The following is a 12,664-nucleotide window of genomic DNA, read 5'->3' as shown; positions in this document are numbered from 1 at the left end:
TGATAGTTAAATGTTAGTTGGAAAGTCTTGCGGCGAATCTAACGATACAAAGTACGCACTTGCGGTGCCCGCAATGGCCAACAATACTGCAGCAATGATCAGTTTCTTTTTCATATTAATTCTCGTACCTCGCTATGCGAAAGCCTATATCGTCAGCAGGTTCAGTCTCACCGCTGCGCACGCTTGCGCGAATATTTTTAAGCCGACCCGTTTGAAACGACGCGCCTTTTACTACGTGTTTACCTTGTCCAACAGGGCCTAGGTAGTCGGCAAAAGTACCAGACTGGTTTGATGGTGAATTCTGGTAAACATCGTGGACCCACTCACGCACATTGCCATCTAAATCGTAGAATCCACCACGTTCAGCTTTGAACGAACCAACAGGGGCTTTGTCGACAAATCCGTCATCGTAGTCTTTTAAAATGAAGGTCTGTTTCCCACTTAGCGATGCATCAGCGAAGTTACCTTGTTTATCGCGAAGCCTAAACTGATTACCCCAAACAAAGATTGTTGGTGATGCTCGGCGATTCATTTTTGCAACGAATTCCCACTCGGCTTCCGTAGGTAAACGATAGCCTTTCGAGGTTTTATCAATACCAGTTACTCTGCCATTTTGAACAACATAAAACGGTGTTAAACCTTCCTTCTCGCTTAGCCAATTTGTAAACGCAACCGCATCACTCCACGAAACATTCGTGATCGGTAGCTTGCTGCTAGCGCCTTTCCCTGCGAACGCGGCGAACTGCGCCTGAGTAATCTCGTGATTAGACATCCAGAATTTACGCGAAAAAGATACGTCTCTTTGTGTTTCATTGCGCTGGCGATCCTTTTCGTTTGCAGGAGAGCCCATAGTGAAGGCCTTGGGTGTAACAAGCGAAAGTTGAATACCCAGTGTATTTGCAAAAAGCGGCTTACCTTCACGCCGTCTTGCTTCAAACTCTGTAAGCATATCAGCGTGTACTTTCACCGGCTTGTTTGCACTAGGTGTAATAGTCTTGGTTACACTGCGATATCCTTCACGTTTGAATGTTACTGTGTGCGGTAAAGCTTGAAGCGTTAAATTAAGCGGCGTTTGACCTTTAGACGAACCGTCGATGAAAACTTTTGCACTTAACGACGCGCTTATATTCACTTGTCCTCGCTCTTCTTGAAGGTTGAACGTAAGCGCTTTGTTCTCGCCGGGAGCTAGCGTGATCCGCTGGCTTTGTGAAGTAAATCCGGTTTTTTCATACTTGACGATATGTGGCGTATTCGCATCCACACGAGATCTTGTATCAGTCGGTTTATTATTTACTGTAAGTACGCCGCCCTGAGGGTCTGTCGAAACTGTTATCTGTGCTTGAAGGGGTTGAAGGTTATAGTTTCTTGTCGGGTTAGGGCGTTGGCTAGTGACTTCAATGGTGTCTTCCAATGGCTCTAGCCCTGACTTCGTCACGACAATTTCGTACTTACCGCCATTCATATTAATAGAAAGTGGCGTGACACCCATATCTTTACCGTCAAGGGAGACATTGGCACCAGAAGGGCTTGAGTTTATGCTAATTGCGCCCTTAACTGGAGAAAGTGAAATAACTTGTTCAATTTCCTGCGCGATATCTGCGTCAAATTGGATCTCACCCGTTTCATAATGCGGATGACTGGCGCTCGCTCTGTAGCTGCCCTTTTTTAATTCCGTTACGTAGGTTCTCGATACCGCTACTTTCTCAGCGTTTAAATGCCAGGTTATTTCACTCAACGAAGGGGAGGTTGATAGGGTGACTTTTGCCGGTAAAGGAACGAGCGTAACATTAATAGTGCTTGGCGAGTTGTTGTTAATAACAACCGTGGCGTCTTGATATTTTGGGGCCGAAACCTGGACTTTGGCATGGCTACCAAACACGTAAAGCTTGTCACTGATGAACATCGCACTACCACTTAAAACAACAAATTGCGGATTTTGTGCTGCACGTTCTGGGGAAACTGCAAAGGCATAACCTTTGGTAAGAAACAGCCAGCCAAAATAAACAACGAGAACGGCGGCCAGTCCTATTAATGAAGCTATAGCAACGCCTTTTCTTCGCTTCTTTCCTTTGGCTATGGCGTCATCAATACTGCTCACTAGATAGGTCCTTATACTTTTTCAGTACATACAACATGTACTGATAGGTTGGTGTCTGACGGTGAAACTACAATCTCTTGAATGGTTGAGCGATAACCCTCGCGGCTCCCTTCAATGCGATATGTACCAGGTTTCAGCTGAATGGTTTTTGTTTTTACTTCCCCCACGAGGCCTACTCCAAGTACCTTAATATAGGTATCGTTATCCGACGTTATTGTTACGGAACGGGGCTGATTGATATTGTCGATCACTTGCTCAAGTGAAGATATTTGGGCACGCAGTTTTGCGCTCTTTTCTGCATGTGAACCTGCTCGCGCAATGTCTTTAAGGGCTAGATTTCTGACGTTGTTATCCGATAAACGTTCTGGCCGCCTTTGGTAAGCGCTCAAGCTTTTTTCTGCATCGAGTATGGCTTCGGCATTTTGTTTGGCCTCAAGTAAAGCAGGGCTGGCTGGAAAGTTAGCGAGGCCTTTATTAGCTAGCAGCTTTACGGTTTGCCATTCATCTGCGCTGACAAACAAGGCGACTTGATTTTCAATTTTCTGCTGCTCTTGTGAAGCAATTAAAGACGCGAGCTTTTTACTAATGGTGGCAAGCTCAGTGCTTGAAGCTTTTAGGCTTTTGGCGTCATTGAGGAATTCTGCCGCAGCAGGGTAGTCACCTTGCTCGATAGCTCGATTTGCCTGAGCTAGCAGCGTATCAAATCGGCTGTCTTGCAATTGCCGGTTAATAGCATCAAGTGCTTGCTGTGCGTCCTTACGGGCAGGATCTAACTGTACTATTTTTGCGTACGCTTCGCGCTGTTTGCTGATGTTGTTTTCGACCTTACCAATGCGTGCCTGCTCGTAGGCGTCTTGCACCTCGTCAAATACATCAATGCGTTGCTGCAAAATGTTGGCTTTTTCGAAATCAGGGTTTATCGTTAACGACGTTTTGTTTAGGTTAAACGCACTTGAAACATTTCCGTTATTGAAGGCAAGGAGGGCGTCTTCATAAGGTTGAGTGTAGGCGTTTTCGTAGTCAGTATTTATTGTGTTAACTGAGCTCTTTATATCATCCAGTGCATTCATAACTGCGCCGTAGTTGGATGCGCCATATTCATTAAACGCGGTATTCAACTTGCGCTCAACTTCACTCGCTTTTTCTAGGAACATCTGGGAGTGCGAAACGCGACTAACCAAGTCGTTTACACTTTGTTTTGACTCACTAAGCGCCATTTGAAGGGCTTTTCGTTCTTCTTCATTAACTTCCACAGCGGGTGTAGCTTTTGCGGTTTGGGGGACTGCTGTTGTGTCATCCGTGGCGTCCGTAACGTTCGATGTGACAGTAGGCATATATGAGATAAGGAGCACGCCTGCAACGCCTATCAACATGACCAGTGAAAAACCGAGCAGTGACTTTTTTATGAGTGCCTTTTTCTTTGCTCTGCTTTGCTCTATTTGTTGCTCAACGCTTGGCATGCATAACCCTTTACTCTCTAACTTAACAATAGAATAGATATCTTATTTAATGGTTTTGATAACACCAACGACTGGGCTTATAGCGCAGTCATTGGTGTGGATTCCATGTCATAGATATCTTTAAGGCGAGCGCGAAGCTGGTAGTATTGTTCGCTTGCTGTGCCTTGAAGCTCAATTCGTTGATTGTCTATTTCAACAATTTGATCGGCTACCTGAATATCAAGGTTTTGCCCCATTTCATCGAATAGATCCCGTTGGGCGTGAAGCTCTTTGTTAGTTTTGATTGCTTCACTCAGTGTGCCAATTGCGGCAATACCAGCACCTGCAGCGGCTACTTGACCAGCCGTTGAGCTAGAGTTAGAACCTAAAAGCACTGAAGCGACTGCGAATAACCCTGCCGTGACTTGTTGTGTGGTGCGCTCTGATTCGAGTTCTCTGATTTTCTTGGCTTCAGGAAGTGTCTCTTTCTGGTACTTACGGTATGGCTCTTCAGTGGTTACCCAAAAAGAATCATAGGTTTCTTGAAGGCTATCAATAAATTGTTCATCTTTTGCCTGTATGGCGCGCACGCGACGAAGCATTGGATCGCTATCTGAAGGCGCACTTACTAGCTCAATCTCACCTCTTCTGCCTTGAGTAAGGTATTGGCTAAACGACTCAGGGCTATACATTTGTGCGTAGCGCAGGTCTGACACCATTTGCACTTCTTGCTTGTAGGTATCGGATTTCTTTATAAGCAAATCATAAACGAATTTTGCAATTTGCTCGAAAACTGGGCCGTTAGGGTTTTCGCCGCGAGACATGGCATCGCGATACCAGCCTTCACTTACGCGGTATTCAAATTCTTCTTCCCCCCACACTGTGTTTTTAGCGTCCATCACTTTCACGCCAATTTCTACAGTTTCAGTATCTGAGTAATTAATTTTGCCCAGCACGTATACATCGGCAAGTGCAGAAGCATCTGGCGTTACGTTAATGCTGCCGAAAGATTTGGTTTCACCTAGGGCTTCTTTCGTCGCTATCGCAAAGCGGTTAGCTTCTAAGCGACGGACTTGAGGCCAAATCCCTTCCTCTTCTATTTCATCGTAATCGATAGTGCCATCTCGTTCTGTAGGAAAGCCCGGGTCAAATACAGGTATGGCAACATCCATGTAAATTTCGGAGTTGTAGTTGTAGGTATTTTTTTGTGCGCCTAATGCCTGACCGCCCCCTGGGCCTACCATAGATGGTCCTACACTGGTGACATTAGTCTGCGTTGAGCCACATCCGCCCAAGAGTATAAACGATGCTGTTGCGACCACGGTAAACAGGGCCTTGGGTTTAAATGATGACATATCCTTTCCTTCCTCTGATTTTTTAATTACAACCGTATTGCTCTTTTAATGCTTGGAAATGTGCCTTTTCAGACTCAGTTGTTGCTCCTTGCAAGCCGGCAATTACGGCGTCACATACCGCTGAACTTCCACCTTTCGCTTGTCCTCCAACAGACTGTTTTGAAGGATCTGAACTTGAAGTGGTTGTTTGTGTATTCGTCGATGATTCCTGAGACTCAGTGCTGCTTTGTGAGCTAGACTGCCCAGCGCCTGCCCCCGAAGATGATGTGCTCGAGGTATTACCCGCGCCAGCGCCTTGCCCTGTACCTTGACCCGCCGCGCTAGCTACGCTTTGTGCGCTCGATTGCGCCGCTGCGTTCATGCATTCTTCGCTTTGGTTTAGTGCGCCAAATAAGGAGTCGTCTAGCGCTTGTATTTTTTCCGCTTCTGTCATCGTAGATAGGTCTTGTTCGCCAAAATCGAGAACGGCGCAATCTTGATAATAGGTAGGGGCTTCGCTCGTTTGAGCGCCGGCTGAAGCAAAAATGAGAGCGTTAAGCAGTAATGCTAGTGGCAAATAATACTGCATGGCGAATAAGTCCTTTTAATCTGATTTGGGGTGGTTCATATATTACCCTCCATCCTTACAGCAGTTATACCACTCTTTTACTTAAGACTAAACTCAGTTTTAAACATGCACAGGTAAGTTTTCATATTCAGAAAATAAAAAGCCGACGAAACAGGAAGCTTTCGTCGGCTTTAGCGTTGGGTTAATTAAGGCCTACTAGTTTATGTTATTTATTACTACAGGCCTTTGGACGCAGAATTAATGCTCCCAATGATAGTGGTGCGCTTTCGCTTCCACATCATCTGCCGTTTGTTGCGGCATAAAGGTGGCATTGTCTTGCTCAAAGAAAAACGGTTTGCGTTTTTTCTTACTGCCCACTTCGTTCATGGTGGCCGACTCGTATACGCGTCCATTTAGTACAGTGTACTCTACGAATTCACTCTTTCTAATGTCGTTAAGCACGTCGCCATCAATCACTACAAGGTCAGCAAGTTTACCTTTTTCGATACTGCCAATATCTTTGCCCATACCTAGATGTTTCGCGCCATCAATAGTACCGCCGCGTAGCGCTTCCCAAGGCGTGAAGCCGCCTTGTTCCATGATCCACAGCTCCCAGTGAGCAGCTAAGCCTTCACGCTGTCCGTGAGCGCCAATATGTACACTGACCCCATTATCTCGAAGCTCTTTGGCGTAGCTTGCAACGTTTTGGTGGTTGTACTGATTTTCTGGCGCAGTAGGTCTGCGGATCGCACGGCTATCTAGAATAGTCGACGGGGTATAGCGAAGAAGACGCGGGTTCTTCCACACTTCAGTTTTGTCGTACCAGTACTCTTCACCCATCATGCCGCCGTAGGACACAACAAAGGTCGGCGTATAGCCAAACTCTGTGGCTTTCCATAGTTGAGTGACGTCGCTGTAGCCTTTTTCCACAGGAATGCTGTGCTCAAGACCCGTATGGCCATCTACCAACATAGTCAGATTCTGCTGAAGCTTACCGCCTCCTTCAGGCACAACCATCATCTCTTGATTTTTTGCTGCCCACAGCACTTGCTGGCGCTGATCGCGACGGGGCTGGTTGTAGCTTTTCACTGAAATAGCACCGGCTTCTTTCAAGCGCTCTACGTGGAAATAGGCATCTTCATAATTGTTGATAATCGCTTTGTAACCTAGCCCTTCTGCACCGTATAAAATCGTGCCGGTGGAGTAGATACGTGGCGCAACAATATCGCCTTTACGCTGTAATTCTGCCGCAGCAAAAATTTCTGTCGTGTCGTTTGAAGGGTCATGAATGGTTGTTACGCCGAACGACACATTCGAGTACTGACTCCAGTTTTGCTGAGGGATAATCTCATTGCGGCCCTGCGAGCCGTGCGCGTGCGCATCAACAAGCCCTGGGATAATGGTTTTCCCCGTGGTGTCTATTTGCATGGCATCATCAGGAATGGTCACATCGCCACGTTTACCCACTGCTTCAATGCGGTTGTCTTTAATCAGCACAACGCCATCTTCAATCACCTCTTGGGTATTGTCGGCATCGCGCATGGTTACCACTTTTCCGCCAACCAAGGCTTTGTAACCAGATGGCTTATCAGCTTTAGTGGTGAACGACAAATCTATACCTTCAGCTACTGGCTCAGGTAAGGTTTCTGCAGCGCCATCAACAAAGGCAAAGGCTTCATCAAGTGAACGGCTAAATAGCGTAGGGCCGTTAAACCAGCTTAGGGTTTTATTGTCAGGCGACCACGTTAAATATTCACCCGCGCGGCTTGAAAGCTGCGTTACCGGCAGTGAGGTCATGTTCGGGCCTATGGTAATGCGCTTGCCATTTTCAACAAACGGCGCCACGTACGTTTTGAACTGGTAAACAAACGCAACCCATTTCTTATCATGTGAAAGTTTGTACTCACTTACCTTATCTGCACCGTAAAGGTGAGTTCGCTTGTCGTTGCCTTTAAGGTTAACGCTTGAAAGCTGGGTTTCGTAGTAAGCTTCGCCGCCCGCTGATTCGGTGAAGTACACCCGGTCATCGTTACCTGCGAAATGCGCGTTATAGCCGCCTTCAGAGACTTTTTCTTCCGTGTCGTCTTCAAGGTCCGCTACATAAATACCTGGCTCAACCGAGTATTTTGGGTCTAGTAAGTAGCCGCCGGTAAACTTGCGGAAAACCACTTTCTCGCCATCGGCAGAGAACGACGGCTCAATGTAGTGACCTGGCTGCTGGGTAATAACCTTTCCTTTACCACCGCGAGCAGAAACCACGCGAACGGTACCTAGGTCTTGGTCATTCCAAGTCGTGTAAACAATCGACTTTCCATCGTTAGAAAAACGCGGATAGTATTCGTCGTGATCGTTTTGTTTAGTTAATCGTTTAATTTTGCCTGACTTCACATCGCGCACATAAAGTTTACCTAGCGCTTGGAAGAGAACGGTTTTACCGTCGGGCGACATTTGAGACCAGCGAATCATACGAACGTCAAATTCATCTGGCGCGACATCAACGTCAAAGCGAAGCGCATCAGCAAATTTCACCGTGCCTTCAACGGTTACGTCCATTGTGCTGGTGGTTTTATCTTTCACGTCGATGGTGTGGAATTTACCACCTGTCCAATATACGATTTTGCTGCTGTCTGGCATCCAGTCGAAGTAGGCAAAGTATCCTTCCGAGCCAAAGCCTTCTTGCATGTCTCGCTCTAGTTCCAACGTCAGTGGTGTTTCTACGCCTGTCTTGATGTCTTTAATGAAAAGCGCGGTTCTATCTTTAACGCGACGCACAAATGCGATGTATTTACCGTCAGGTGAAGGCGTGGGAACCACAGCGCCGCCCGTACCGCTAATATAGCGGCTCTCTTCGCCGGTTTCTCGGTCGTAGCGAGTGATGGCAAAAATGCCCTCTAACGGGTCGCGGTTATATTCAAAGCGGGCGCCCGGAACCGTATTTTCGGTAAAATAGATATACTTGCCATCATGAGAGAATACAGGGTCAGCAATGTTTTGTTGGTCGCGCTTTCCGCTGTTGCGGGCTTTAATTTGTAGGCCGTCACCACCTGATTTGTGGTACATCCAAATCTCGCCAGCCGGAATACTGCGGCTCGACATAATGCCTTTGGTAACCACTAGGTATTCGCCGTCTGGGCTCCATTTAGGAGAGTGGATAAGATTGCTTTTCTCTTTGGTTACCTGACGAAGATTACTGCCGTCAATGTCCATAACCCATACGTTACTTAACCCATCTTTATCCGAGATAAATGCGATGTGTTTACCGTCTGGAGAAATTGAAGGGTGAATATTCCATGCGAAGTCTTGGGTCAGCGGGGTCGCATCGCCACCACTCATGCTCACTTTGTACAAGTCGCCCAGCATGTCAAAAACCATAAACTCGCCGTTTGGTGCAACGTCTAAGCTAGACCACGTGGTTTCGTTTGTTTTGATAGTAACTTCGTTTAATGCATAAGGTGGGTTGCTGACTTCCCACGTTTCAAGCTCGGATTCTGTTTTTTCTTCACTGTCGTTTTGGGCGTATAAAGTAGGTGCGACGCCCAAGCCTAGGGCGCTTACTAGCGTGATGGCCAGTAAACTTTTCTTTGTCGTTATCATAATTGTGTTTCCAACCGCTTGTTATTTATTTTCTGTCTACATCAGAGTACATGACTTAACATGAAGATACGTACTCTTGAATTGTAAAACTAAGGTTAATCTTACTGCAAAGTAGGCTAGATTCATTTAGCTTATGCGATTGTAAGCACGATTTTAGCGTTTAACTTTCATTGACCAATTTTCGAGAATCGTTACTATTCGCGTTTATTTCGCAATTTGTGAGCGCTGTTTTGAAACTTTGGGTACGACGACTGCACCTTCTATTAGCGCTGGTATGTGGGTTATTTATTATTTGCCTTAGCATCACCGGTGCATTGCTAATTTATGCAAAGGATATCCAAACCTTTGTCCAACCAGAGAAGTGGACCATAGAATCTCACGAATCGCCCTTACCCCTTTCTTACATAGTGAATGCGCTGGAAGACGAGACGGGTCAGAAAGTCGAGCTTTTAATGCCCGAGTCAGACCCTGAACTCGCTTGGCAAGGGAAGCTCAACAATGGCGAATACGTAAGCGTAAACCCCAACTCTGCCGAAATACTTCATAGATACGATTATTACAGCACGTTTTATGGGTTCACCATGGCTATCCATCGATGGCTGTTGTATCAAGATGGTGACAACGAAAGGCCACTTAGAAATTGGGTGTCTGTTAGTGCCTTAGTTCTACTTCTTGAAGTAATTGTGGGTTTTTACCTTTGGGTAAAGCCAAAAAATAGAATAAAACGCCTTGCGATTAAACGCCGCGCCAAGTTTCGAATTCTCATGTATCAACTTCATACAGTGCTGGGCGTTTATTTGGCTATACCACTAATACTCATCGCTTTTAGCGGCATGGCGTTTAATTGGAAAAACGCTACGCAGCAGGTGGTGGAAACCGTTACTTTTTCAAAAGTTGAGAAAAGGCCAGTACCTGAACCGTTATCCCACGATGCTAGTAGTGCTTCAGTGGCTATCGATACATCTTATCAAAACGCCATAGCGGTGTTTCCCAATGCGTCACTATTTCGCATTTACTTTCCAAAAAATTCAGGCGAACACATAGGTTTCAGAATGCAAAACCCCGGCGAGTCTCACGCCTACAGCTGGGTTTGGACAAACCCTCAAAATGGAGAAATAACGGGTTATTACGATGCATCAAAAGCGAACGTAGCGACGCAGGTTTGGAGCTTCAAATACAAGTTTCACATTGGTGATTTCGCGGGCCCATTGCTTGAATTTATCTGGTTATTTATCGCATTACTCCCTGCGTTTTTTACGATAACAGGATTTTACTTTTGGTATAAACGTCACTTTAGATAATGAGAATAATTTTCATTAGCTTTACATTGTGCATCTGCACCTTTAGTATAACGCGCCTTTCCTAAACCTATTTTCTAAAAAGAGTTTTCATGTTTAGACCATCGCTTACGCTCATTGCCTTAGCCGTTAGTGCGCCTTCTTTTGCTAATGATGCCCAAAAGGATATGGAACGTATTATCGTTTCTGGAAGCCGTGTTATTGAAAGTATTGATGAAGTACCAGCGTCAATCACCGTCATTTCAAGAAAGCAGATTGAAGATCACCTGAAGGTAAACCCCGAGTTACAGAGCTTGTTAGCGCAGATGGTGCCGGGCTTAGCTCCAGATACAGGTAGTTCGAGCAATACTGGCCAGTCTTTGCGCGGACGAGCTCCGCTTGTGATGATTGACGGTGTGCCTCAGTCCACGCCACTTAGAAATGGCTCGTTAGGTGTGAAAACGATTGACCCTAGCGCACTTGCTAGAATTGAGGTAATTAAGGGCGCTACGTCTGTTTATGGCAATGGAGCGTCAGGCGGTATTATCAACTACATTACCAAACAAGCAACAGCGCAAGACACGCATGAGGGCCAAGTGAGTTTGTCTTCACGTTTTAGCGCAGTGAAGCTTGAAGAGTCAGCCGGTGCGCGTATTTCAACTGCGATTAACGGCAAGGTGGAGAATTTCGATTACCTTGTTACCGCCAGTTACGAGGAAAACGGCGTTCAGCGCGATGCAGAAGGCGACATCTTAGGTTTGCAGTACGGCCTGTCAGACGCTGAAACACAGAATTACTTTACCAAATTAGGTTACGATTTCGATCAAGAGAAACGCCTTCAATTTAGCTACAACTACTTCAGCTCTCAACAAAAAACTGATTTGGGAGATGTTCCTGGAGACATCAACGAAGGCGTGAAAACCTACGCTATTCACGTACCTGAAGCGTTGCAAAAACGCGGGAAACCTCAGGGGCCTGACGGAAATGAGAACATCACCCTGAAATACACAGACAGCAATATCTTTGCAAACAGTGAAATGACGCTTGATGTGTACTCGCAAGATATTGAGAACGTATTCTTCTTTTCGCCTAACTTAGCTAACCCCGATGAAGGCTACGACGGCGGCCAGTCTATTATTCGCTCTGAAAAGCGCGGCGCTCGCGCGACGTTTAATACTGCCATTGATTTCGATGGCGTAGAAGCCACGTTTATCTATGGTATCGACGCGCTAAAAGACACTACCTCACAGCCGCTGGTTGATGGGCGCGTGTGGGTACCTGAAATGGAAATGGACAGCTTAGCTGGCTTTTTACAAACAAAGTGGGTAATTCACGACGACGTTATTGTAAAGGCAGGTGTGAGAAGGGAAAGTATCGATTTATCGGTTGATGACTACGAAACACTGAAGCTGTGTCGCTCTGAAACTCAATGCTCTGTTCCTCTTCAAGTTAAGGGGGACACTATAGATTACGACGCAACCACTTATAACATTGCGATAAAGTACAACTGGAGCGACAGCTTTAGCCCGTTTTTCAATTACTCGCAAGGTTCAGACATCGCTGACATTGGCCGTCTACTGCGCGCTGCAACGGTAGATGATATTGGTCTTATTCAAACGGAGGCTTCTATCATCGATAACTACGAAGTGGGCTTCACCTCTCTTTTCGACCAAGTACGCCTTGAAGTTGCGGCTTACAGAAGTACATCTGAACTCGGTACGACCAATAGTTTCAACGAGGTGACAGGTGTGTATGAGCCTGTACGCGCACCGCAGGAAATTTGGGGTTATGAAGGCTTAGTAGACTATCGAATTTCAGAAACGCTCAATGTGGTAGCCACATATAGTTACGTTGAAGGGAAAAATACCGAAGCTGATGTGTACCTTGGCTCTCGCCAAATTAGTCCACCTAAAGCAACGGCAAACGTAAACTGGAAGCCATCAGACACTTTATCGTTAACAGTTAGCTATCTGTATGTGGGTGATCGTAAACGCTTCTCGCCAAATGCTGACGGCGACTATGTGGGCGATCAAGGACCTATATCGAGCTATAATATTGTTAACCTAAGTGGACAGTACCAGTTCGCTGAAAACTGGAACGCGTTTATGGGTGTCGAAAACCTGTTTAACAGCGACTACTATCCTGCGCGCGCTCAGTCATACACCTACGGTGGCTACAATATTAAAGGATTAGGCACCACAGCAACCCTTGGTGTGACTTACTCTTTCTAACCAATAGCACCTCGTCTAATTGTGGCGAGGTGCCTTCTCTCTACCATCACTTTCAGTGATGCTTGTCTATTACAGCAATAATCGCTAATTTCGTAACAACTTATTAACAATGAATTGTGTAGG

Annotated in this window: 7 protein-coding genes; 2 read left to right on the top strand and 5 right to left on the bottom strand. The window is 46.0% G+C overall.

The window, feature by feature from the left end; translation table 11 throughout:
• Positions 1-115 precede the first annotated feature (115 nt).
• The 5 genes from ACFI6J_RS04915 to ACFI6J_RS04895 all read right to left on the bottom strand — a co-directional run bounded on the left by ACFI6J_RS04915 (position 116) and on the right by ACFI6J_RS04895 (position 9,033).
• On the bottom strand, positions 116-2,098 hold the full coding sequence (locus ACFI6J_RS04915) for an SUMF1/EgtB/PvdO family nonheme iron enzyme (protein ID WP_156087008.1): 1,983 nt from the start codon (positions 2,096-2,098) through the stop codon (positions 116-118).
• A gap of 11 nt (positions 2,099-2,109) precedes the next feature.
• Entirely contained in the window at positions 2,110-3,558 is a 1,449-nt protein-coding gene (locus ACFI6J_RS04910) for a tetratricopeptide repeat protein (RefSeq protein ID WP_321824892.1), read from the bottom strand.
• Between the two features lie 77 nt (positions 3,559-3,635).
• Positions 3,636-4,892 (bottom strand): hypothetical protein, encoded by a 1,257-nt coding sequence (locus ACFI6J_RS04905; protein WP_061096000.1) that lies wholly within the window; start codon positions 4,890-4,892, stop codon positions 3,636-3,638.
• Between the two features lie 22 nt (positions 4,893-4,914).
• A complete protein-coding gene (locus ACFI6J_RS04900; protein ID WP_321824891.1) occupies positions 4,915-5,460 on the bottom strand; it encodes a hypothetical protein in 546 nt (181 codons plus the stop codon).
• A gap of 237 nt (positions 5,461-5,697) precedes the next feature.
• A complete protein-coding gene (locus ACFI6J_RS04895) occupies positions 5,698-9,033 on the bottom strand; it encodes an amidohydrolase family protein (protein WP_462585756.1) in 3,336 nt (1,111 codons plus the stop codon).
• Between the two features lie 170 nt (positions 9,034-9,203).
• On the opposite strand from ACFI6J_RS04895, the gene ACFI6J_RS04890 reads away from it, so the two are divergent.
• Together ACFI6J_RS04890 and ACFI6J_RS04885 are read left to right on the top strand one after the other, a co-directional pair.
• The gene (locus tag ACFI6J_RS04890) at positions 9,204-10,334 is read left to right on the top strand and encodes a PepSY-associated TM helix domain-containing protein (RefSeq protein ID WP_061486670.1); all 1,131 of its coding nucleotides are present in this window, start codon (positions 9,204-9,206) and stop codon (positions 10,332-10,334) included.
• An 89-nt stretch (positions 10,335-10,423) separates the two neighbouring features.
• Complete coding sequence (locus tag ACFI6J_RS04885) at positions 10,424-12,541, top strand: TonB-dependent receptor (RefSeq protein WP_069945059.1); 2,118 nt, start codon at positions 10,424-10,426, stop codon at positions 12,539-12,541.
• Positions 12,542-12,664: the final 123 nt, after the last annotated feature.

Source organism: Alteromonas sp. G4i13 (genome assembly GCF_054960505.1).
The sequence above is the reverse complement of the archived record's forward strand: the minus strand, read 5'-3'. Positions and strand labels throughout refer to the sequence as shown.

What these genes read in the sequence shown, in the direction of transcription:
- ACFI6J_RS04885 (WP_069945059.1), top strand. Translation starts at nt 10,424, where the DNA reads ATGTTTAGACCATCGCTTACGCTCATTGCCTTAGCCGTTAGTGCGCCT.
- ACFI6J_RS04905 (WP_061096000.1), bottom strand. Translation starts at nt 4,892, where the DNA reads ATGTCATCATTTAAACCCAAGGCCCTGTTTACCGTGGTCGCAACAGCA.
- ACFI6J_RS04900 (WP_321824891.1), bottom strand. Translation starts at nt 5,460, where the DNA reads ATGCAGTATTATTTGCCACTAGCATTACTGCTTAACGCTCTCATTTTT.
- ACFI6J_RS04895 (WP_462585756.1), bottom strand. Translation starts at nt 9,033, where the DNA reads ATGATAACGACAAAGAAAAGTTTACTGGCCATCACGCTAGTAAGCGCC.
- ACFI6J_RS04910 (WP_321824892.1), bottom strand. Translation starts at nt 3,558, where the DNA reads ATGCCAAGCGTTGAGCAACAAATAGAGCAAAGCAGAGCAAAGAAAAAG.